This window comes from Zoogloea sp. (assembly GCF_028689785.1).
In the GTDB taxonomy this organism is placed as follows: domain Bacteria; phylum Pseudomonadota; class Gammaproteobacteria; order Burkholderiales; family Rhodocyclaceae; genus Zoogloea.
The window spans coordinates 146,421-168,427 of record NZ_JAQVCN010000003.1 but is presented as its reverse complement, the minus strand read 5'-3'; the positions used below and the strand labels follow the sequence as shown (position 1 = coordinate 168,427).

Annotated in this window: 22 protein-coding genes; 16 read left to right on the top strand and 6 right to left on the bottom strand. The window is 66.6% G+C overall.

Going from position 1 to position 22,007, the window contains the following annotated elements; genetic code table 11:
- Nucleotides 1-12 precede the first annotated feature (12 nt).
- Entirely contained in the window at nt 13-180 is a 168-nt protein-coding gene (locus PHI64_RS02980; RefSeq protein WP_299878340.1) for a twin transmembrane helix small protein, read from the bottom strand.
- On the opposite strand from PHI64_RS02980, the gene PHI64_RS02975 reads away from it, so the two are divergent.
- From PHI64_RS02975 to PHI64_RS02960, 4 genes are read left to right on the top strand one after another with little or no spacing between them, the layout of a single operon-like run.
- A complete protein-coding gene (locus tag PHI64_RS02975) occupies nt 179-970 on the top strand; it encodes an SURF1 family protein (RefSeq protein ID WP_299878337.1) in 792 nt (263 codons plus the stop codon). The genes PHI64_RS02980 and PHI64_RS02975 overlap by 2 nt on opposite strands.
- The gene (locus tag PHI64_RS02970) at nt 970-1,521 is read left to right on the top strand and encodes a hypothetical protein (protein WP_299878334.1); all 552 of its coding nucleotides are present in this window, start codon (nt 970-972) and stop codon (nt 1,519-1,521) included. The genes PHI64_RS02975 and PHI64_RS02970 overlap by 1 nt, the downstream gene beginning before the upstream one ends.
- Nucleotides 1,522-1,557: 36 nt before the next feature.
- On the top strand, nt 1,558-2,457 hold the full coding sequence (gene cyoE / locus PHI64_RS02965) for a heme o synthase (protein WP_299878332.1): 900 nt from the start codon (nt 1,558-1,560) through the stop codon (nt 2,455-2,457).
- A 16-nt stretch (nt 2,458-2,473) separates the two neighbouring features.
- On the top strand, nt 2,474-3,511 hold the full coding sequence (locus PHI64_RS02960; protein WP_299878329.1) for a heme A synthase: 1,038 nt from the start codon (nt 2,474-2,476) through the stop codon (nt 3,509-3,511).
- Between the two features lie 12 nt (nt 3,512-3,523).
- On the opposite strand, the gene PHI64_RS02955 is transcribed toward PHI64_RS02960, so the two are convergent.
- From PHI64_RS02955 to PHI64_RS02945, 3 genes are all read right to left on the bottom strand, one after another.
- The gene (locus PHI64_RS02955; protein ID WP_299878326.1) at nt 3,524-5,026 is read right to left on the bottom strand and encodes an aldehyde dehydrogenase family protein; all 1,503 of its coding nucleotides are present in this window, start codon (nt 5,024-5,026) and stop codon (nt 3,524-3,526) included.
- A 21-nt stretch (nt 5,027-5,047) separates the two neighbouring features.
- Nucleotides 5,048-5,905, bottom strand: a complete 858-nt coding sequence (locus PHI64_RS02950; RefSeq protein ID WP_299878323.1) for a transporter — start codon at nt 5,903-5,905, stop codon at nt 5,048-5,050.
- A 149-nt stretch (nt 5,906-6,054) separates the two neighbouring features.
- The gene (locus tag PHI64_RS02945) at nt 6,055-8,181 is read right to left on the bottom strand and encodes a PQQ-dependent dehydrogenase, methanol/ethanol family (RefSeq protein WP_299878320.1); all 2,127 of its coding nucleotides are present in this window, start codon (nt 8,179-8,181) and stop codon (nt 6,055-6,057) included.
- A 265-nt stretch (nt 8,182-8,446) separates the two neighbouring features.
- Here PHI64_RS02945 and PHI64_RS02940 point away from each other — a divergent pair, with 265 nt between their 5' ends.
- Nucleotides 8,447-10,381: a sigma-54-dependent Fis family transcriptional regulator gene (locus PHI64_RS02940; protein ID WP_299878317.1), complete on the top strand. Its 1,935-nt coding sequence runs from the start codon at nt 8,447-8,449 to the stop codon at nt 10,379-10,381.
- A gap of 7 nt (nt 10,382-10,388) precedes the next feature.
- Here PHI64_RS02940 and mpl read toward each other — a convergent pair whose 3' ends face one another.
- Nucleotides 10,389-11,735 (bottom strand): UDP-N-acetylmuramate:L-alanyl-gamma-D-glutamyl-meso-diaminopimelate ligase, encoded by a 1,347-nt coding sequence (mpl, locus tag PHI64_RS02935; RefSeq protein WP_299878314.1) that lies wholly within the window; start codon nt 11,733-11,735, stop codon nt 10,389-10,391.
- Nucleotides 11,736-11,883: 148 nt separating this feature from the next.
- Between mpl and PHI64_RS02930 the strand changes: the two genes are divergently transcribed.
- The 11 genes from PHI64_RS02930 to PHI64_RS02880 all read left to right on the top strand — a co-directional run bounded on the left by PHI64_RS02930 (nt 11,884) and on the right by PHI64_RS02880 (nt 20,920).
- Nucleotides 11,884-12,444: a hypothetical protein gene (locus PHI64_RS02930; protein WP_299878435.1), complete on the top strand. Its 561-nt coding sequence runs from the start codon at nt 11,884-11,886 to the stop codon at nt 12,442-12,444.
- Entirely contained in the window at nt 12,441-12,986 is a 546-nt protein-coding gene (locus PHI64_RS02925; protein ID WP_299878311.1) for a TlpA disulfide reductase family protein, read from the top strand. The genes PHI64_RS02930 and PHI64_RS02925 overlap by 4 nt, the downstream gene beginning before the upstream one ends.
- 60 nt (nt 12,987-13,046) lie before the next feature.
- A complete protein-coding gene (gene aroQ, locus PHI64_RS02920) occupies nt 13,047-13,544 on the top strand; it encodes a type II 3-dehydroquinate dehydratase (protein ID WP_299878308.1) in 498 nt (165 codons plus the stop codon).
- A gap of 58 nt (nt 13,545-13,602) precedes the next feature.
- On the top strand, nt 13,603-14,052 hold the full coding sequence (accB, locus tag PHI64_RS02915; RefSeq protein ID WP_299878305.1) for an acetyl-CoA carboxylase biotin carboxyl carrier protein: 450 nt from the start codon (nt 13,603-13,605) through the stop codon (nt 14,050-14,052).
- A gap of 9 nt (nt 14,053-14,061) precedes the next feature.
- Complete coding sequence (accC, locus tag PHI64_RS02910) at nt 14,062-15,423, top strand: acetyl-CoA carboxylase biotin carboxylase subunit (RefSeq protein WP_299878302.1); 1,362 nt, start codon at nt 14,062-14,064, stop codon at nt 15,421-15,423.
- The gene (prmA, locus tag PHI64_RS02905; protein WP_299878299.1) at nt 15,423-16,325 is read left to right on the top strand and encodes a 50S ribosomal protein L11 methyltransferase; all 903 of its coding nucleotides are present in this window, start codon (nt 15,423-15,425) and stop codon (nt 16,323-16,325) included. The genes accC and prmA overlap by 1 nt, the downstream gene beginning before the upstream one ends.
- Nucleotides 16,322-17,821, top strand: coding sequence for a DUF3426 domain-containing protein (locus PHI64_RS02900; protein WP_299878296.1), 1,500 nt, complete (start codon nt 16,322-16,324; stop codon nt 17,819-17,821). The genes prmA and PHI64_RS02900 overlap by 4 nt, the downstream gene beginning before the upstream one ends.
- A gap of 91 nt (nt 17,822-17,912) precedes the next feature.
- Complete coding sequence (locus PHI64_RS02895; RefSeq protein WP_299878293.1) at nt 17,913-18,848, top strand: carbohydrate kinase family protein; 936 nt, start codon at nt 17,913-17,915, stop codon at nt 18,846-18,848.
- 8 nt (nt 18,849-18,856) lie between these two features.
- Nucleotides 18,857-19,315, top strand: a complete 459-nt coding sequence (locus PHI64_RS02890) for a glycine zipper 2TM domain-containing protein (RefSeq protein ID WP_299878290.1) — start codon at nt 18,857-18,859, stop codon at nt 19,313-19,315.
- 106 nt (nt 19,316-19,421) lie between these two features.
- A complete protein-coding gene (locus tag PHI64_RS02885) occupies nt 19,422-20,180 on the top strand; it encodes a GNAT family N-acyltransferase (RefSeq protein WP_299878287.1) in 759 nt (252 codons plus the stop codon).
- A gap of 68 nt (nt 20,181-20,248) precedes the next feature.
- Complete coding sequence (locus PHI64_RS02880) at nt 20,249-20,920, top strand: 1-acyl-sn-glycerol-3-phosphate acyltransferase (protein ID WP_299878284.1); 672 nt, start codon at nt 20,249-20,251, stop codon at nt 20,918-20,920.
- Nucleotides 20,921-21,138: 218 nt separating this feature from the next.
- Here PHI64_RS02880 and PHI64_RS02875 read toward each other — a convergent pair whose 3' ends face one another.
- Nucleotides 21,139-21,972, bottom strand: coding sequence for a symmetrical bis(5'-nucleosyl)-tetraphosphatase (locus PHI64_RS02875; protein ID WP_299878281.1), 834 nt, complete (start codon nt 21,970-21,972; stop codon nt 21,139-21,141).
- Nucleotides 21,973-22,007 lie beyond the last annotated feature (35 nt).

Here is a 22,007-nt window from a genome sequence, read left to right as displayed (position 1 = left end):
AAGCCGCCGGGCTTACCCGGCGTAGCCACCAAAACGCCCGGCCAGCAGCAGGCCGGCAAAGAGCAAGAGGGAGAGGGAGATGCGCAAGGTGAGCGCCCGCACAACCCGGTCGCCATTGCCCTTGTCGCGATAGAGAAAGACCAGGCCCGAAAAGAGGCTGCCGATGACCAGCAACAGCATGAATACCACTGCCAATTTGAACAGCACAGCGCGCTCCTCCCGGGTCTTCAGTCGATTGTGCGCCCGCCTTCAGGCCGCCACAAGCGGCCGGCGCTTCCGCCCCTCTGTTTGGGGCGGGGCGCTGGCCATCGTGCTTGCGGCCGGCTGCATCCAGCTGGGCAACTGGCAGCATGCCAAGGCCGACCGCAAGCAGGCCGCCCAGGCCCTGCTCGACCAGCGGGGTAGCGACGCACCGGTGAGCCTCGGCGCCACGCCGGTCGATGCCGAAGCCCTGCGCTCCCGCCCGGTGACGGTGCGCGGCCGCTTCGACAGCGCGCACCAGATCCTCCTCGACAACCGCATCCACCGGGAACAGGCCGGCTACCACGTCATCACGCCCCTGCACATCGAAGGCAGCGACATGCGTGTGCTGGTCAACCGGGGCTGGGTTCCGGCCTCCGCCCTGCACAGCGACCTGCCCCGGGTGGACACCCCGACAGGCCCGATCACCCTTCACGGCACGGCTGTGGTGCCGGGCACCCGCTTCTTCACCTTGGGCAAGGAGCCCGTCGGCGAGGGCTGGCAGCCCGTGTGGCAGAACCTCGACCTGACCCGCTTCACCCGGCTGGCGCCGTGGCCGCTGCAACCGATGGTGCTGCAACTGGCCCCCGACGCGCCGGCTGGTTTTGCCCGGGAATGGCCCCGCCCCGACGAGCGCTTCGAGCGCCACCTGTCCTACGCCTGGCAGTGGTATGGCTTTGCCGCCTCCGCCCTGCTGATCTGGCTGGCCCTCGGCTGGAAGCGCCCCTGATGCACGGCAAGCGCACCCTGAGCCTGGTCCTCGGCCTGTTGCTGCTGCCTTTCGGGGTGGCCGCAACGCTCTACTTCACCGGCTGGCACCCGGAGCGCCCGGGCAACCACGGCGAGCTCCTGTCACCTCCGCGAACCCTACCGCCCCTGGTTGATGCTCATGGTACCCCCCTGGGCAGCAGCGCCACGCCCCACTGGCGCCTGGTGATTGCCGGTTCGGGCCCCTGTGACGACGCCTGCCGCAAGTGGGTCGTCCTGACCCGCCAGGTACATGTGGCGCTGTACAAGCAGATGGCGCGGGTACAGCGCACCTGGCTCACCGATCAGGCGACCCCCGATGATGCCGCCCTCCTCGCCCTGCAGCCCGACCTGCACACCGCCGTGGCCGCCGATGCGGCCTCCCGCGCCGCCTTTGACCTCGGCAACAGCGGGCACCGGGTGTACGTGGTTGACCCCCAGGACAGGATCATCCTGCGCTACGCCCCCGATGCCGACCCACAGGGCATCCTGAAAGACATGGAACGCCTGCTGCGCTACGCGTGGGCAGGCTGAAGAGCCGCATTGCCCCCCATTCCCCGGAGACCCCCGATGCCGACGCTCCTGCCCAGCAGCACCGCCCCCACCCCCTTCGGCCTGCGCCTGGCGGCCTTTGCCACCCAGTGCAAACCACGGGTCAACAGCCTGATCGTGTTCACCGCCATGATCGGCATGTTCCTCGCTGTTCCGGGCTGGCCCCCCGCCGGGCTGATGCTCGCCGCCACCGTCGGCATCGCTCTGGTGGCAGGCGCAGCGGCGGCCATCAACTGCCTGGTCGAGCGCACCATCGATGCCCGCATGGCCCGCACCCGCGGTCGCGCCCTGCCCCTGGGCCTGATCACCCCCACCGAGACCCTCACCCTGGCCTGCCTTACCGGCGGCGCCGGCCTGTGGCTGCTGCACATGGCCGTCAATCCCCTGACCATGTGGCTCACCCTGGCCACCTTCCTCGGCTACGCCATCGTCTACACCCTGATCCTCAAACCCGCCACGCCCATGAACATCGTCATCGGTGGCGCCTCGGGGGCCATGCCGCCGGTGCTCGGCTGGGCCGCCATGACCGACAGCATCGGCCTGCCAGCGCTAGCCCTGTTTCTCATCATCTTCCTGTGGACCCCGCCCCATTTCTGGGCGCTGGCCTGCTATCGCCGCGACGAATACGCCCGTGCCGGCCTGCCCATGCTGCCGGTGAGCCACGGCGTGCCCCTCACCTGCCTGCACATCTTGCTATACACCGTGCTGCTGGCCGCCGTGTCCTACCTGCCCTGCACCCTGGGCCTGTCCGGCGCGGTCTACGCCGCCCTGGTCACCGTTCTCAACCTGGGCTATCTGCGGGAGGCCTGGGTGCTGTGGCGCAACTACTCCGACGCCCGCGCCCGGCGCGCCTTCCGCTATTCCCTGATCTACCTCACCGGGCTGTTCGCCGCCCTCTTCCTCGATCGCCTGGCCTGACCCGGGGAGCAGACCCATGACCCGAAGCTATCGTCGGCTCGCCCTCGCCGCCCTGCTCCTGGCCCTGGTGGTGGTGTCACTGGGCGCTTACGTACGCCTCTCCGATGCCGGGCTGGGCTGCCCCGACTGGCCCGGCTGCTACGGCCAGCTGGTGGGTGTGCCCGACGAGGCCCACGAAATCCACGCTGCCGAGCATCGCTTCGGGCAGCCCGTGGAAGCCCCAAAGGCCTGGAAGGAGATGATCCATCGTTACGCCGCAGGCCTGCTGGGCCTGGCCATCCTGGCCCTGGCAGTGCTCGCCTGGCGCCAGCGCGAGCGGCGCAGCCCATGGCTTGAGGTGCTGCTGCTGGCCGTGGTAGCCGGGCAGGCCCTGCTCGGCATGCTCACCGTGACCCGGCTGCTCAAGCCCGTCATCGTCACCAGCCACCTGCTCGGCGGCATGAGCACCCTGGCCCTGCTGGCGGTGCTGGTGCTGCGTGACCTGGCCTCGCCCCGCCGGCTTCCCGCCCTGCCGGGCGGGCTGCGCCTGCTCGCCGTGCTGGCCCTCGGCGCAGTGTTCATACAGATTGCCCTGGGAGGTTGGGTGAGCAGCAACTACGCCGCCGCAATCTGCGCCGACTTTCCCACCTGCCAGGGCAGCTGGTGGCCCGAGATGGACCCCCACCACGCCTTCACCCTGGATCGTGAACTCGGTGCCACAGCCAGCGGCGCGCTGCTGTCCGGTGCAGCCCTGACCGCCATCCACTGGGCTCACCGCCTGGGGGCGGCCCTGGTTGTGCTGCTGGCCGGCGGCTTCGCCTTGCGTCTGCTGACGCGGCCAGAAACCCGCCTGTACGGGCAGAGCCTGCTCGCAGCCCTTGTGCTGCAGATCGCGCTGGGCATCGCCAACGTGCTGCTGCAGCTGCCGCTGCCCCTGGCCGTCGCCCACAACACCGGTGCAGCCCTGCTGCTGGGCGCCACATTGGCTGCAACTTTTCGGGTCTTCCAGCGCAGCGAAGCCCGCCTGCCCTTTCAGGCGGCGGGCTTCCCCAGGCGGCTGCAGGCCCTGCGCTGAGGGCCTGCCCGGTCACAGCATCATGATCACCGACTTGGGCTCGGTGTACAGCTCCAGGGCCGAACGCCCGGCCTCACGGCCGATACCCGACTGCTTGAAGCCGCCGAAGGGCATCACGTTCTCGATGATGTTGTGGCAGTTCACCCACACGGTGCCGGCCTTGATCTTGGGGATCAGGCGATGCACCCGCGACAGGTCGTTGGACCAGATGCTGGCCGCCAGGCCGTAGGGCGTGTCGTTGGCCCGCCGGGCGATCTCCTCCACGTCGTCAAAGGGCTGAGCCACCACCACCGGACCGAAGATTTCCTCCCGCACCACGCGCATGTCCTCACGCACATCCACCAGCACGGTAGGCTGCACGAAGCAGCCGGGCCCGTCGCCCACAGCCCCGCCCGCCGCTGCCCGGGCACCCTCGGCAAAGCCGCTGTTCACGTAGTCCATCACCCGACCCTGCTGCACCTTGCTCACCAGGGGGCCGATCTGGGTGGCCGGGTCGATGCCCGGGCCCAGGCGCATGCCTGCGGCAATGCCCGAAAGAGCCTCCACCACCGCGTCAAAGCGGCTCTTGTGGACATAGAGGCGGGAGCCAGCGGTGCACACCTGCCCCTGGTTGAAGAAAATGGCCTGGGCCGCCCCCGCCGCCGCGACAGCCGGGTCCACATCGTCGAGCACGATCACCGGGCTCTTGCCCCCCAGTTCGAGGGATACCCGGGTCATGTTCTCCATGGCGGCCTTGCCCACCAGCTTGCCCACCTCGGTAGAACCGGTGAAGGCGATTTTCTGGATGCCCGGGTGGGCCGCCAGGGCAGCGCCGGCGGTATGCCCCAGGCCGGTGACCACATTCAGCACACCAGCGGGGTACCCCGCCTCCAGGGCCAGCTCGCCCAGGCGCAGGGCGGTGAGCGGCGTATCCTCGGCGGGCTTGAGGATCATGGTGCAGCCGGCCGCCAGGGCCGGTGCCACCTTCCACACGGCCATCAGCAGGGGGAAATTCCACGGAATGATGGCGCCCACCACCCCCACCGGCTCGCGCCGGGTGAAGCCGAAGAACTCCCGCTCGCGCACCAGGGGCACCGACAGCTCCATGGTGTGCCCTTCAATTTTGGTGGCCCAGCCAGCCATATAACGAATGAAGTCAATGGACAGGGCCACGTCCACATGGCGGGCCATCATCACCGGTTTGCCGTTGTCCAGGGCCTCCAGTTCAGCGAACTCCTGGGCATGCGCCTCCAGCAGATCAGCCAGGCGCAGCAGCAGGCGCTCCCGGTCCACCGGGCGGTGGCGCGGCCATTCGCCCGATTCGAAGGCCTGGCGGGCGGCGGCCACGGCCCGCTCGATGTCGGCCGCGTCGCCGGCCGGCACATGGCAGAAGGCCTCGTTGCTGGCCGGATCGGTGACCGGCAGACTGGCGCCGGAGGCCGCCTCCACCCACTCGCCGCCAATCAGCATGCGGCGGGGGCGAGCCAGGAAGGTTGCGGTGTCGGGATGCAACTCAATGCCGTGAAAACGGTTCATGAATGTCTCCTGGAACAGGGGTCAATAGACGTAGAGCAGGCGGGCCTGGAGGGCGCTGATCTTGGGGCCCTCCTCCACCTTCAGGTCATGCACGTACTGCAGTTGCACCTGCCACTGCTTATCCACGAAGGACGCCCAGGTGAGCATGGTGGTGCCGTTGTTCTTGCGCCCGGCAATGTCGGCGCCGTTGAGGGTTTCCTTGGCACCCCAGGCATGGCGGTAGGTGGCGGCCACGTAGGTGGCGTCACTGAGGTGATAGCGCAGGTGGCCGTGGGCCTGGAGCAGCGGGTCCTTCTGCGACTTGGTGTCGCGCTGGTCCTGATAGAACTCGGTCTCGCCGATCAGATCCACCGTCCAGTTGTTGGAGAGCTTGCGGATGTAACCCACCTGCAGATCGGTGGCCCAGCGGTTGTTGCTGAGGGCGAAGCCCTGGTTCTTGTCGCTGCCGGTGGGGGCGGTGAAGAACACCGACCAACCCAGGTGCTCGCCCTTGGCCAGATCGGCGATGGTCCACAAGGTGCCGCCAAAGATCACGTCGCCGATGCCGCTGCTCTTGGTGTCGGAGAGGCCGATCTTCTGGCTGCCGAAGGGCAGGATGATCTGCGGGTCGATGATGTAGTCGCCCAGCTTCATGAAGTGCACGTAACGCAGGATGCCGGCATTGACCGACAGATCCAGGTTGTCCACCACCTTGTTGCCATTGCTGTAGACCTTGTCGGCGCGGGGGAACTGGGCGTAGGCCAGCAGCAGGTTGGTACCGGCCGGCAGACCGGTGTAGTCGCCCGGATCGGGGCGCACGTCGGCCCAGGCACCGCTGGTGGCCAGGGTCAGGAGGGCGGCGGCGCAGGCGCCGGCGAGAATGGAGCGGGTCATCTTCATGGGTGTCTCCTCATGGTGTGCAACAAGATGGCCGGACGTCGCCGCGTCCGGTCCGGAATAAAAAGGGCCGTGGCCACCCGGAAGGGAAGGGGGTGAAGCGGTGGCCACGGCAAGAGGGAGGCAGGGCTCCGGAGGGGGTCAGGCTTGGGTCAGGGTTTGGGCCGGATGGCGTCGGCGGTGCCCTGGATGAAGGCCTTGATCTTCTCCACGTCCTCCCGGCTGAGCTTGCCGGTGAAGTCGGGCATGCCCTTCTTGACGAAGGGGCCATTGAAGACGAAGTCCGCCAGGTTCTCGATGTCGGCGGACGGAACATAGCCCAGGTTGGGAATGTTGCCGCCCTTGTCTACCCCCGGCACGCCGTGGCAGAAGACGCAGTTGCTCACGTAGAGCTTGGTGCCTTCGGGAATGTGGGCCGGGTCGTACTTGACGCCGGAGATGAGCTTGCCGAGAGGATAATCGGGCACCTTGGGCAGGGGTGCGCTGGCCCCGACCGCAAAGGTGTAGACCCGCCCCAGATCATGCTTTTCAGTGGCCCGCTGGAACAACCCGAACACCCCGCCCCAACCCACGGCGATCGACACGTACTGGCGGCCATCCACCTCGTAGGTGACCGGCGGCGCGATCATGCCCACACCAATCGGCGCCTCCCACAGCTTCTCGCCCTTGTCGGCGCTGTAGGCGGCGAAACGGCCATCGGCGGTACCGGCAAACACCAGATTGCCGGCGGTGGTGAGAGTGCCACCATTCCAGGGGGAGGCATATTCCTGACGCCAGACCTCCTTCTGTTTGACCGGGTCCCAGGCCACCAGCCGGCCAAAGGCCTTGCTCTTGGGCGGCTGAGTGTTGATCTGCATGCCCAGGTTCCAGCCGGTACCCGACTGAGGCTGACCCGGCGTATTGGCGTTGAAGCGCCAATCCTTGTCCTCGGCCAGGTTGATGGGTACGTTCTGTACCGGGAAGTAGGCCAAACCAGTCTTCGGGTTGAAGGACATGGCATGCCAGTTGTGGCCGCCGAAGGGGCCGGGCACGCTGTCGAAGGCGTCCCGGGAGCGAGCCTGCGGCGTCTCAATGGGCCGCCCCTTCTTGTCGTAGCCAGTGGCCCAGTTCACCTCGGTGAAGGGCTTGGCCGAGATGAACTGGCCATTGGTCCGGTCAATCACGAAGAAGAAGCCGTTCTTGGGCGCGTGCAGGATCACCTTGCGCTTCTTGCCGGCAAGGGTGAGGTCGGTGAGGATCATGTCCTGCACCGAGGTGTAGTCCCAGTTGTCGCCCGGGGTTTCCTGGTAGTGCCAGACATACTCGCCAGTGTCGGGGTTGAGGGCGACGATGGAGGCGAGATAGAGGTTGTCACCCCCCTTCGGGCTGCGCTTGCGATGGTTCCAGGGTGAGCCGTTACCCGTGCCCACATACATCAGGTTGAGCTCCGGGTCGTAGGTCATGCTGTTCCAGACCGTGCCACCACCACCGGTCACCCACCACTGGCCTGCCGGGTCCCAGGTTTTGGCGGCCTTGGCCATGGCTTCGTTCTCGAAGGGCTTGGCCGGATCGCCAGGCACGGTGTACCAGCGCCACTTCTGCTCACCGGTCTCGGCGTCGTAGGCGGTGAGATAGCCACGCACCCCATATTCGGCCCCGCCGTTACCGATGATCACCTTGCCCTTGATGACCCGCGGCGCGCCAGTCACGGTATAGGGCCGGCTGCGGTCCTCAACGGTGTCCTTTTCCCATACGGGCTTGCCGGTGGCCGCATCGAGCGCCACCAGTCGGCCGTCGAAGGTCCCCACGAAAACCTTGCCCTTGTACAGGGCAACGCCCCGGTTCACCACGTCGCAGCAGCCTTTCTGGGCATACTCGCGGGGCACCTTGGGGTCGTAGGACCACAGCCGCTTGCCGGTGCGCACATCCACCGCATGCACCACGCTCCACGATGCGGTGACGTACATGATGCCGTCCACCACCAGGGGCGTGGCCTCTACACCGCGGGACGACTCCAGGTTGTAGGTCCACGCCAGGCCGAGCTGGCTCACGTTGCCGGCATGTATCCCGGTGAGCTTACTGTGACGCGTCTCGGCGTAATCGAGGCCATAGGCAGGCCAATCGGTACCGCGGGCGGCGTTGGCACGAATGCTCTGTTCATCAACTCGGGCGGTGACGGCAGCAATGTGTTCAGCCGAGCCCTTTGGCGCTGCCAGGGCGACCTGGCAGGCAAGCGCCCCGGCCAGCAGGGTGGCAAGCCGGATCACGGCCGGAGCGCCACGGGAAAAAGTTGGGTGCATGTTGTCTCCAGATTGACTTCGTTCGTTGAAGTTCTTTAATGTGGAACGCGTTCCGCGACAGCAGCTTTCCGCCATCCCGGCCCCGCACAGGTCTATCAGCAGCAAGCGTGCCGACCCGGAAAAATGGAAAATAACCACTAAATATCAGCCACCTGCCTAAAAATCCGGACTCACTCCGGCACCATAGGGCAAGCAGGACTGACTCGAAACGAGTCAACATCGGTGTCACCGGTTGACTCGCAACTGGCCACATGGAGGAGACACCATGGGAGAGCAGCTCGCCTCGTTTGAGGCACGGCTGGAGCAAGGACGCAGACAGTTCTTCGAGCGCGGACAAGCGCCCACCGGGCTCGTCAGCCCACCGATAATCCGTTCCTGGGAGCGATCCCTCGAACATGGTCTGCATACCACCGACCGGCGAGTGATGGGCCCGGTGTCGCGCCAGCAGGAGCAGGCCGTCACCGAGCACAACCAGCGCCTGGTCGCCTGCGCCCTGCCCGAGATGGAAAGGCTCCGCACGATGATGGCCCGGGGTAACTGGGGCATCGTGTGCACTGATCCAGACGGCATGGTGGTGAAGGCCCTGTGCGGCACGGGCACGTCCTTCGACGGACTGAACCAGATCTTCCAGGTCGGCCGCTCCATCCTGGAGGCTGACATCGGCACCAACGGGCTGGGCTGTGCCCTGATCGAACGCCAGCCCCTCGTGATCCGCGCCGCCGAGCACTTTCTCGACGAAATCCGCCCCTTTGCCTGCGCCTCGGTCCCCCTGTTCGATCCGGCCGGCCAGCTGGCGGGCATCCTCGACGCAACCCGCCACTGCGACGGCAGCCCGATCACGGTGCTCGAACCCCTGGCCATCGCTGCCCGCGCCATCGAAAACCGCATGCTCGACGACCTCGGGGGCGCCCTGCGCCTGTGCTTCCACACCCGGTCCGAGCTGCTCGCCACGCCCCTGGCCGGCGTGATGGTCTTTGACGAAGGTGGCCAGCTGCTGGGGGCCAACCAGACCGCCCGCCAACTGCTGCAACTCGTCCCAACGCGGGATGGCGACCCGGATTTCGCCCGAATCTTCGACTGCCCCGCCGAAACCTTCACCCAGGCCCTGTCTGGCCGCCTTGTTCAGGGCACCCTGTGGAACGATGACGGCCTGGGCTTTGAGGCCCGTTTCGAGGCCCGCAATCAGGGCACTCTGCTCGCCCGAATCAGCAGCGCCGTCCGCACCCTGCGCAGCGGAGACGTCCTCCAACCTGCCGCGACTCCGCCCGTGGATACCGACGGAGTCGCCGGACGGGCCCTGCACATTGCCCGCCGGGCCTTCGAACGTGACATCCCGGTACTCATCAACGGCGAGACCGGCACCGGCAAGGAAGTCCTGGCCCGCCGCCTGCATGACGAGAGCGACCGGGCAGCGGGGCCCTTTGTGGCAATCAACTGCTCATCCCTGCCCGCCGGGCTGATCGAGTCGGAGTTCTTTGGCTATGAAGACGGCGCCTTCACGGGGGGGCGCCGGGGTGGCGCGCCGGGCAAGTTCGAGCTCGCCCGAGGAGGCACCCTCTTTCTCGACGAGATCGGCGACATGCCCCTGGAGTTGCAGGGGCGGCTCCTGCGCGTGCTGCAGGAGCGCAACTTCACCCGCCTGGGCGGCGCCCGACCGATCCGCTTCGACGCCCGCATCATCACTGCCACCCACCGCAGTCTGGAGGGGCGGGTGGCCGAGGGGCTGTTCCGCGAGGATCTGTACTACCGCATCAAGGGCGTGAAAGTCTGCCTGCCCGCCCTGCGGGACAGGGCTGACAGGGCAGCGCTGATCGGCTCGATGCTGGCCCGGGAGGCCGGCAGTGCGACGCCCCCTCAGCTCTCGGACGAGGCGATGCAGACCCTGATGGACTACCCCTGGCCGGGCAACATCCGCCAGCTGGGCCATGTGCTGCGCCTGGCCCTGACCCTCGCGGAGGACGACACGGCAATCCGCCCGGAGCATCTGCCCGAGGAGCTGACAGAGCGCTTCGGGCGCAGTGCGGCGCTGTCATCCACCCGGCCGGATGTGCGCAACATGTGCCTGCGCGAGCTGGAGCTGGAGGCCGTCAGGGGCGCCATGGCCCGCTGTGGCGGCAACGTGTCGGCCGCCGCCCGTAGCCTGAAGGTGGCCCGGGCCACCCTCTACCGCAAACTGAAGCAGTTCGGGATGCTGAACTGAAAGCCGCTCAGGCGGCCAGGGCCGCCAGCAGCTTGCCGTGAATGCCGCCAAAGCCGCCATTGCTCATGACCAGGATACGGTCGCCGTCCCGGGCCTCGGCAACGATGGCTTTCACCAGCGCATCCAGGTCGTCCTCCACCACCGTCTTGGCGGCGATGGGCTCAAGGGCAGCCCGGGCGTCCCAGCCCAGGTTGGCGCCGTAACAGAAGACCTTGTCGGCCTGGGTCAGGCTGGCTGGCAACTGCTCCTTCATCACCCCCAGCTTCATGGTGTTGGAGCGGGGCTCCAGCACAGCCAGGATGCGCGCCTCTCCCACCTGGCGGCGCAACCCCTCGACGGTGAGGGTGATGGCCGTCGGGTGGTGGGCGAAGTCGTCGTACACCGCCACGCCGCGCACGGTGCCCCGCAACTCAAGCCGGCGCTTGACGCCTTCGAAGCGGGTCAGCGCATCCAGGGCCACATCGGGGGTCACACCCACGTGGCGCGCCGCGGCAATCGCCGCCAGGGCGTTGGCCCGGTTATGGCGGCCCGACAGGGGCAGGCGCTTGCGACCGATCTCCGTGCCCAAGTGACGCACCACCACCTCATCCTCGACCGCCCCTTCGGCGATGGACCAGCCGGCCGCGTCGTTGAACCACTCCAGCTCCGACCAGCAGCCCCGCTGAATCACCCGGGGCAGAGTCTCCTCGGCAGCGTTGGCAATGATCCGGCCCGTGCGCGGAATGATCCGCACCAGATGGTGGAACTGCGTCTCGATGGCTGCAAGATCAGCGAAAATGTCGGCGTGGTCGAACTCAAGGTTGTTCAGAATGGCCGTGCGCGGGCGGTAATGGACGAACTTGGAGCGTTTGTCGCAAAAGGCAGTGTCATATTCGTCGGCCTCGATGACGAAGAAGGGCGTCTCGCCCAGGCGCGCCGACAGGCCGAAGTTCTTCGGCACACCGCCCACCAGGAACCCCGGTTTGAGCCCGGCGTCTTCCAGTATCCATGCCAGCAGCGAAGTGGTGGTGGTCTTGCCGTGGGTACCGGCCACAGCCAACACCCAGCGCCCCTGCAGCACGTTCTCGGCCAGCCACTGGGGCCCGGACACGTAGGGCAGGCCCTTGTCGAGGATCTCCTCGAGGAGCGGATTGCCCCGGGAAATGGCATTGCCCACCACGAAGACGTCCGGGTTCAGGCCCAGCTGATCGGCACCATAGCCCTCGACGAGGCGGATGCCCTGCTCCTCCAACTGGGTGCTCATGGGAGGATAGACGTTGGCATCGCAGCCCGTCACGGTGTGGCCGGCAGCCCTTGCCAGCAGGGCAATTCCGCCCATGAAGGTGCCGCAGATACCAAGAATGTGAATATGCATAGTCCGGAAGGCAGAAACAGCGCCGCAATAGTCGTGTGTAGAATGGTTGGCATTCTAATCGAACGGGGAGCTTCGACCGCCCATGCCGCGCCCTGCCGTTCCCCACCGCAGCAACCTGCGCCGTGAGATCGCCGCCCTGGCGGCCCGCATGATCGCCGAGGACGGGATCACCGACTATGGCTTTGCCAAGCGCAAGGCCGCCCGCCAACTGGGTGCCGTCAACGCCGACGAGCTCCCCAACAACGCCGAGATCGAAGCCGAGGTACGCACCTACCTGGCCGTCTTCCAGGACGACGAGCACCTGGAGCGCCAGCACGCCATGCGCGTCGCCGCTGCGGAGATCATGCGCGAGCTGGAAGCCTTCCGCCCCTATCTGACTGGATCCGTGCTGGAAGGCACCGCCGGACGCTATTCGGACGTGGAAATCGACCTTTTCCCCGAAAGCGCCAAGGAAGTGGAGATCTTCTTCCTCAACAACAACGTGGCCTACGAGCACAAGGAACCGCGCCGCAACCAGCCTGAAGGCCCCGAGGCGATCCTCGTTTTCGACTGGGACGACGTGCCGGTCAAGCTGCGCATCTACTCGCCAGACGTGGAGCGCCTGCACCGTCGTGGCGCCCACGGGTCACGTCAGATGGAACGGGCACGCCTGTCCGTCGTCGAAGCCCTCATCAACGAAACACCGGCACCTGCCGAACTCCCCCCATGAAACGTGGACTCAGCTTTCTTCTGGTCGTCATCGTCGCCTTTGCCGCGGGTGCCGCGGGTCTTTACGCTGCCCGCCAAAACCCCTCTCCTCCTCAGGTCACGCCGGCCCTGAACGCCGCCGTGGGCAAGCTGATGGCCCTCGATCTGCCCGACACCACGGGCAAGCAGCAACCCCTGGCTCAATGGCAAGGCAAGGTGCTGGTAGTGAACTTCTGGGCCACCTGGTGCCCACCCTGCCGCAAGGAGATCCCGGCTTTTTCGGCCTTGAGCCGCAAATATGCGGACAAAGGCGTCCAGTTTGTAGGCATCAGCATCGACACCCCCAAGAACGTCATTGATTTCCAGGCTGCCCAGAAAGTGGCCTACCCGCTGGTGATCGCCTCACCCTCGGTGGTGAGCCTGACCGAAGAGCTCGGCAACGCCTCCCAAGGCCTCCCTTTCACCCTGATTCTCGATCGCAAGGGCAACATCAGCCTGGTCAAGCTGGGCATGCTTTCGGAAGAAGAACTCGAGCACAAGCTGGCCGAACTCAGCAAGAGCTGAGCGCCTGCCACAGCCCCGCGCGGTGGACAAATTGCGCCAAACTACGGCAAACTTGCACACATGACGCGGAAAAAACGCCCCCAGGAAGCCACCGCAGAGGATCTTCCGCAGAACCGCATTCTTGTTCTGCATGGTCCCAACCTCAATCTGCTCGGTCGTCGAGAACCCGGCATCTACGGGCTTACCACGCTTGCCGACATCCATGAGGCCATGGAAAGTCGTGCCAAGGCAGATGGGGTGTTACTTGAGTCCTTCCAGAGCAATCACGAGGGTGAATTGATAGACCGGGTGCAGGCTGCCGCCACTGAAGGCGTCAACTTCATCGTCATCAATCCGGCCGCTTACACCCACACCAGCGTGGCCCTGCGTGACGCCCTCACCGGCGTTGCCATTCCGTTCGTCGAAGTGCATCTCTCAAACGTCCACGCCCGCGAACCCTTCCGTCACCACTCGTACTTTTCCGACAAGGCTGTCGGGGTGATCTGCGGGCTGGGAGCCCAGGGCTATCAACTCGCTCTCGAGTTCGCCCTCTCCCGTCTCCGCGCCGAGCGCGGCTAAACCAGACACAGGCAGGCCTGCCGTCCGGCAGGCTGCCGCATACATCAAGGGGAATACTATGGATCTTCGCAAGCTCAAGAAATTGATCGACCTGGTCCAGGAATCGGGCATCTCCGAGCTGGAAGTCACCGAAGGCGAGGAGAAAGTCCGCATCGCCAAGCACATCGCCGGCCCCGCGCCGGTAAGCTACGTGGCCCAAGCCCCCGCAGCCGCTCCGGTCGCTGCGGCCCCCGCCGCCGCCCCCGCGGCCAGCACCGAAGCGGCCCTGCCCGAAGGCCATGTGGTCAAGTCGCCCATGGTCGGCACCTTCTATCGCTCCAGCGCCCCGGGCGGCAAGCCCCTGGCCGAAGTCGGCCAGAGCGTGTCTGCCGGCGAGCCCCTGTGCATCATCGAAGCCATGAAGCTGATGAACGAGATCGAGGCCGACGCCGCTGGCGTCATCAAGGCCATCCTGGTCGAGAACGGCGAGCCCGTGGAGTTTGGCGAACCCCTGTTCATTATCGGCTGAGTCATGGCCATGTTCGAAAAGATCCTCATCGCCAACCGGGGCGAGATCGCTCTGCGCGTGCTGCGAGCCTGCCGTGAGCTAGGCATCAAGACCGTCGCCGTTCACTCCGAACCCGACGCCGAAGCCAAGTACGTGAAGCTGGCTGACGAGTCCGTGTGCATCGGCCCCGCCTCCTCGGCCCTCAGCTACCTCAACATCCCGGCGCTCATCTCTGCGGCCGAAGTCACCGACGCCGAAGCCATCCACCCGGGCTACGGCTTCCTGTCCGAAAACGCCGACTTTGCCGAACGGGTAGAACAATCCGGTTTCGTCTTCATCGGCCCGCGGGCCGAGACCATCCGCCTGATGGGCGACAAGGTATCCGCCAAGGACGCCATGAAGGCCGCCGGCGTACCCTGCGTGCCCGGCTCCGAAGGCGCCCTGCCGGATGATCCGAAGGAGATCGTCAAGATTGCCCGGGCCATCGGCTACCCGGTGATCATCAAGGCCGCCGGCGGCGGCGGCGGTCGCGGCATGCGCGTGGTGCACACCGAGGCCGCACTGCTCAACGCTGTCACCACCACCCGCTCCGAGGCCGGCGCCTTCTTCGGCAACCCCATGGTCTACATGGAGAAGTTCCTGGAAAACCCGCGTCACGTGGAGATCCAGATCCTCGCCGACCAGCACGGCAACGCCATCCACCTGGGCGAGCGCGACTGCTCCATGCAGCGCCGCCACCAGAAGGTCATCGAGGAAGCGCCCGCCCCCGGCATCGAACGCCGCCACATCCTGCGCATCGGCGAACGCTGTGCCGAGGCCTGCCGCAAGATCGGCTACCGGGGCGCCGGCACCTTCGAGTTCCTCTACGAGAACGGTGAGTTCTACTTCATCGAGATGAACACCCGGGTCCAGGTCGAACACCCGGTCACCGAGCTCATCACCGGTGTAGACATCGTGCAGGAGCAGATCCGCGTCGCCGCCGGCCAGAGACTGCGCTACAAGCAGAAGGACATCGAGTTCCGCGGCCACGCCATCGAATGCCGCATCAACGCGGAAGACCCCTTCAAGTTCACCCCCTGCCCCGGCAAGATCGGCAACTGGCACGTACCCGGCGGCCCCGGCATCCGTGTGGACTCCCATGTTTACAACGGCTACACCGTGCCCCAGCACTACGACTCGATGATCGGCAAGCTGATCGCCTACGGGGATACCCGTGACCAGGCCATCCGCCGCATGCGCATCGCCCTGTCCGAAATGCTCGTCGAGGGCATCAAGACCAACATCCCGCTGCACCAGGAGCTGATGCTCGATGCCCGCTTTGTCGAAGGCGGCACCAGCATCCATTACCTGGAGCACAAGCTGGCGGGGCGCAACGAGGTCAGCAAGAACTGATGTGGATTTCGGTCATCCTGCAGGCTGACGCGCGCCGCGCCGAAGCCCTCTCCGAAGCGCTGATGGAGCATGGCGCCCTGTCGGTGAGCATTGACGACGCCGACGCCGGTACCGAGGCCGAAAAGCCCCAGTTCGGCGAACCCGGCATGTCCCCGGCCAGCCTGTGGGACCACAGCCGCGTCATCGCCCTGTTCGACACCGACACCGACCTTGCCAAAGCCCTGGCCACCGCCTCGGCCGCCGCGGGGCTCGCTGCCGTGCCGCCCTTCACCATCGAGGAGGTGGAAGAACAGAACTGGGTGCAACTCACCCAGAGCCAGTTCGACCCGATCCGCATCACCGACCGCCTGTGGATCGTGCCCTCGTGGCACGAATCCCCCGACGCCAGTGCCATCAACCTGATCCTTGATCCGGGCATGGCTTTCGGTACCGGGTCGCACCCCACCACCCGGCTGTGCCTCGAATGGCTGACCACCGAAATCCAGCCGGGCGTCAGCGTGCTCGACTACGGCTGCGGTTCCGGCATCCTGGCCATCGCCGCGGTCAAGCTGGGGGCGGGCGAAGTCACTGGCGTCGACATCGACGAGAAAGCCGTCGAAACCGCAGCCGACAATGCTGCCAACAACGACGTGAGCCTGCACCTGCAGGTGTCCGCCAAGCCCCTAGACGGCACCTTCCAACGGGTGGTTGCCAACATCCTGACCAATCCCCTCAAGATGCTCGCCCCGCTGCTGGCGGCCCGCGTCGCGCCAGGCGGCAAGCTGGCCCTGTCGGGCGTTCTGGAAGCCCAGGCCCAGGACGTCATCGAGGCCTACGCACCCTACATTGCGCTGCGGGTCGGAGCCACCCACGAAGGCTGGGTCCGTCTCGAAGGCGATCTGCCGGAGCAGGCGGTGTCATGATCCTGGCGCGCTGCCCGGAGTGCTCCACCACCTTCCGGGTGCGCCCCGAGCAGTTGCGCGCCCGCCAGGGGCGCGTGCGCTGCGGTCAGTGCAGTCACGCCTTCAACGCCCTCGAGACCTTGATCGAAGAGGGTGCCCCCCCGACCCACCCGCAGCAGCTACCGCCCACGAGCGGGCCCGCTCTTTTCGTGCTGGAGGAGAAGCCCGCCGACATCACGGCCCCTTCAGAACGCCTTGAGCCCTACGACAGCAGTCTTTCGATTGCAGCGGAAGCCGCCCTGCCAGAAGTCCTTGAGCTCCAGCACGTTGTCGAAACGGAGGTCGAGTCGGAGCAGCCCCCGGCCGAGCCTCCACCCTACGCTTTCCTTCTGGAAGACGCCCCGCCAGCGCCCGCCGACACCACCATGGCCGACGCCGTCGACGCCCTGTTGCAGGATGTCGGGGAGGAGCCTGCGCATACCCCGCCCCATCTGCTCCTGCTCGACGAGGTCGACCAGCACGAGCCGGTGGGCGAGATCAGCCCCGAGGCGTGGCCCCCCGCTGTCTCCGAGCCGCAGGACGAGGCCTTCCCGGCCGAGTCCTTCCCCGTGGAGCCATTCCCGGCCTTCGACGTCCCCCCGGCCTTCGAGGCGCCGCTGGACGAAACACCCCCCTCGTCTTCCGACGATGTCGCCCTGCTGGGCAAGCTGCCCATCCCCGACTCTCTGTCACTGGATCTGGACACCCCTCCCGACGAGCAGACGGACTCCAGCCCTGCACAGGCCTCCCCGGATTTTGATCTCCCACCGGAGACGGCAGGCAGCGAAGCGCCCATCGATTTCGACACCTTGATACACACCCGGGACCCAGGCCACGCCAGCGAAGCGCTGACCCGGCCCGAACCGCAAGCCCCTCGTATCGACAGCATCGCGCCCGTTACCGCTGCGGCGATCCCCGCCGACACGGCCCTCGACGCCGACGAAGATGAGGGCGACGACACCAGCGACGCGGCCGACCAGCCAGAGGAAGCCCGCAACCCGGCCCTCGGCCAGGCCCTGTGGGCGGCAGCGGCGACCCTGCTGACTCTGGGAGTGCTGGCCCAGGGCGCACTGGTCTTCCGCAACGAGATCGCCCTGTCCTCACCCCAGCTGCGCCCCGCCCTGGAAAGCCTGTGTGCCGGCCTGGGCTGCGAGTTGCCCCTGCCCCGCCACGCGGCCGATATCGCCATCGAGAGCTCGGACATTCAGCCCGACGCCAACCGCGAGGCCTACTTCACCCTGCACGCCACCCTGCGCAACCGAGCCGAGTTCCAGCAGGCCTGGCCCCATGTGGAGATCACCCTTACCGACGCCCGCGACAAGGCTCTGGTGCGGCGCGTCCTGGCGCCCGCCCAGTGGTTGCCCGCCGACGCCCCGAAGGATGCCTTCCCGGCACGGGGCGAGACCGCCATCCGGGTGGCCTTTGAAGCACCAGGCGTAGCCGCCGCAGGCTACCGCGTGTACGCCTTCTACCCCTGACGAAACACAGCCTGGCCGGCGCGGATCACTTCACCCCGATCCCCACCGGTCCGTGCCCCGAAACAACCCTTCACTTTCACCGACCCGCCCCATGTCCACGCTCATCTGCGGTTCCATCGCCTACGACGCGATCATGGTTTTCCATGACCGCTTCCGCAATCACATCCTCCCCGAGCAGATCCACATCCTCAACGTCTCCTTTCTGGTGCCCGAAATGCGCCGGGAATTCGGTGGCTGCGCCGGCAACATCGGCTACAACCTCAAGCTCCTCGGCGGCGACCCGCTGATCATGGCCACCGTCGGCGACGACGCCGGCCCCTACCTTGAGCGCCTCGACCGCCTAGGCCTGCCCCGAACCCACGTCACCCAGATCCCCGGCACCTTCACCGCCCAGTGCTTCATCACTACCGACCTGGACGACAACCAGATCGCCGCCTTCCACCCAGGCGCCATGGTGCACTCCCACCGCAACGAAGTGCCCCAAAGCCGCGGCGTCAGCCTGGGCATCGTGGCCCCGGATGGGCGCGAGGGCATGCTTGAGCACACCCGCCAGTTCGCCGAAGCCGGCATCCCCTTCATCTTCGACCCGGGCCAGGGCCTGCCCATGTTCAACGGTGAAGAGTTGCTGCACTGCCTGCAACTGGCAGACTACTGTGCGGTCAACGACTACGAAGCCCGCCTGCTGTGCGAACGCACTGGTCGCAGCATCGAATCCCTGGCCGGCGAAGTCCGCGCCCTGATCGTGACCCGGGGTGGCGAAGGCTCGGAGATCCACGCAGGGGGCCGCAAGTTCGACATCCCCTGCGCCCAGCCCACCGCCCTGGAAGACCCTACCGGCTGTGGTGACGCCTACCGGGCCGGTCTGCTCTACGGCATCGAGCACGGCATGGACTGGGAACAGACCGGGCGCCTCGCCTCGGTGATGGGCGCCATCAAGATTGCCAGCCGGGGCGGGCAGAACCACGCCCCCTCCCGCGACGAGATCGGGGATGCCTACCGGGCAGCCTTCGGAACACGACTTTGGTGAAAGGAAACATGATGCGACTTCTGAATATCGGCCTCTCCCTCCTCGCCGCCGTGACCATCACCGGCTGCGCCTCCGGCCTTGGCGGCGGTGACTATGAACGCACCGAAGCCCGCCGCGTAATGAGCGTACGCATGGGCGTGATCGAAGGCGTGCGCCCGGTGAAGCTCGAAGGCACCAACTCCCCCATCGGCACCGTGGCCGGCGCAGCTGTCGGCGGCATTGCCGGCAGCTCCGTGGGTGGCGGCAAGGGCGCCAACATTGCAGCGGTTGTCGGCGCCGTGGTCGGCGGTCTGGCGGGTGCCGCGGCAGAAGAGGGCATGACCCGCAAGCAGGGCATCGAAGTCACCCTCAAGATGGACAACGGCGAGATGCTGGCCATCGTCCAGGAAGACGGCGGCGAGAACTTCGCTCCCGGAGAGCGCGTGCGCCTGCTCCAGGACGGCCGCAACACCCGCGTCACCCGCTGAAGCCACCAAGGCCGCTGACGGGCTGCGTCACGGGCCCGTCATCACCCCTTCACGGTAACGCAATGCAGCATTTCCACAATGGCGGAAACCCCATGAGGATTCCGCCATGCTGCAAAAGGAACAACGAAGCTCCCAACGCCCCGGCCGCAACCTGCATGTCGGTCTGGCCACCTGCCCGACCGAGATTCTGGAAGCCCAGAAGCTGCGCTACCGGGTCTTTGGCGAAGAAATGGGCGCCCGTCTGCCCACCCGCGTCCCAGGCGTAGACCGGGATCTCTACGACGCCTTCTGTGACCATCTGATCGTCCGCGACGAAGATGCCGGGCGCATCGTCGGCACCTACCGCATCCTGTCCCCGGCCTCGGCCCGGGAGGTCGGCAGCTACTATTCCGAAAACGAATTCGACCTGACCCGCCTGCGTCACCTGCGCGGCCGCATGGTCGAGATCGGCCGTTCGTGCATCGACGCCGACTACCGCTCCGGCGCCGTGATCACCCTGCTGTGGGCCGGACTGGCCCGCTACATGCTGGAAAACAGCTATGACTACCTGATCGGCTGCGCCTCGATCAGCATGGCCGACGGCGGGCACGCTGCGGCCAGTCTGTATAATCGTCTGAAGGAAGAGCACCTGTGCCCGCTCGAATACCGCATGTTCCCGCGTACCCCGCTGCCGCTGCAGGCCCTGCGCCAGGATCTCGATGCCGACACTCCGCCGCTGATCAAGGGCTACCTGCGGGCGGGCGCCTGGATCTGCGGCGAACCGGCCTGGGACCCCGACTTCAACACGGCCGATCTGCCCATCCTGCTGCCGGTATCCCGGCTCGACGCCCGCTACGCCAAACACTTCATGGGACGCAAGGACTGAAACCCGCTCACCGCCTCCAGCGCCTCATCCGCTACGCCTCCCTGGCCGGCCACCTGCTGGCGGCGGTGGTGCTCACCACCCTGCTCGTTCCTTTTGTTCCACCCTCACGGCAGCTCGAACTCCGCCAGCGTTGGTCGGCCCGCCTGCTGAAGATCCTCGGCATTCGCTTGAGCACGGACGCCCCCTTCGTCGGCCCCGGCAGCCTGATCGTGGCTAACCATGTGTCGTGGCTGGACATCTTCGTGATCAACGCAGCCTTCCCGACCACCTTCGTATCCAAAGCCGAGGTGCGTGAATGGCCGCTGGCCGGCTGGCTGGCCGCAAAGCACGAAACCGTGTTTCTGCGCCGGGGCAGCCGTGGTCATGCACGCATCGTCAACAGTGAAATCGCCGCCCTCCTCGCCGAAGGCCGTCATGTCACAGTGTTTCCCGAAGGCACCACCACCGATGGCAGCCATGTGCTGGGTTTTCACGGGGCCTTGCTGCAGGCGGCCATCGAGGCCAAAGCACCGCTGCAACCCATCGCCATCGCCTATCGCAAACCCGACGGGCAATACACCCGGGCGCCGGCCTACGACGGCGATCTGAGCCTGCTGGACAGCCTGCGGGCGATCATCGCAGAGCCGCAGATCATTGCCCGCCTGCGGGTCGGCGAGCCCCTGTCCGTCATCGACACACCCGACCGGAAAGCCCTCGCCCACCAGGCACGGGAGTGCATCGTCGCCGGCATCGCCGGCTGACTGGCCAGCAACATCGCCGCAGAGCACCCGAAGCGAAACGTCTTATCGGATGCAGGGCTCTTGCAGGTGCTGCACGACAGTGGCGGGGGGGGGGACTGCAGGGGCGACTTCAGTCGCCCATGCGCTTCCGATTACCGCCTTACCCTTTATCCAAGCCCGCGGGCGACTGAAGTCGCCCCCACACGCCAAGCTGGTGTTCTGAGGTTTGTCACCCGCACTCAGGACGGCTTGAGCTTGCCCTGGGTGAGCCCCGGGCAAGGCACCTGGAACACGGCCCGGTCCTCCAGGCGCACCGCGGTCAGCTCACGCCCCCACAGGCAACCGGAATCCAGGGCCAGCAGACCAGGCTCGATCTTCAGCCCCAGGGCAGACCAGTGCCCGACCACCAGGGTGGTGTCGGCGCTCTTCCGGCCGGGCACTTCGAACCAGGGCAGGTAGCCCTTGGGCGCCCGGGCCACCTCGCCCTTGACCTTGAAATCCATCACGCCTTCCGGGGTGCAGAAGCGCATGCGCGTCATGGCATTGACGATCACCCGCATGCGCTCGTAATCCCGCAGCTCGTCACGCCAGGCGGCCGGCTCGCTGCCCCACAGGTTATGCAGCAAGTCGGCATGGTAGGGGCCCGCCAGTGCGCCCTCCACCTCGCGGGCCAGGGCTCGGGCCTGGGCGACGGTCCAGCCCGGCAGCAGGCCGGCATGGACCATGGCGAAGCCGTTCTCCACGTGCATCAATGGCCGGGTGCGCAACCAGCCCAGTAGGGCCTCCCGGTCCGGGGCATCGAGCACGGCCTGAATGGTGTCGTCCTTGCCCCGGCTGCGCACACTGCCGTAAGCCACCATCAGCAGGTAAAGATCATGATTGCCGAGAACAGTGACCGCCGCCGACCCCAGGTCGCGGACGTAACGCAGGGTGTTCAGGGAGTCGGGGCCGCGATTGACCAGATCACCCACCAACCACAAGCGGTCCCGGGCCGGGTCGAAGGCCACCCGTTCGAGCAGGGCGGTAAGAGACGCGAAACACCCCTGGATGTCGCCAATGGCGTAGGTTGCCATGTCAGCGACGCCCGAACGTTTGCAAAGATTCACGC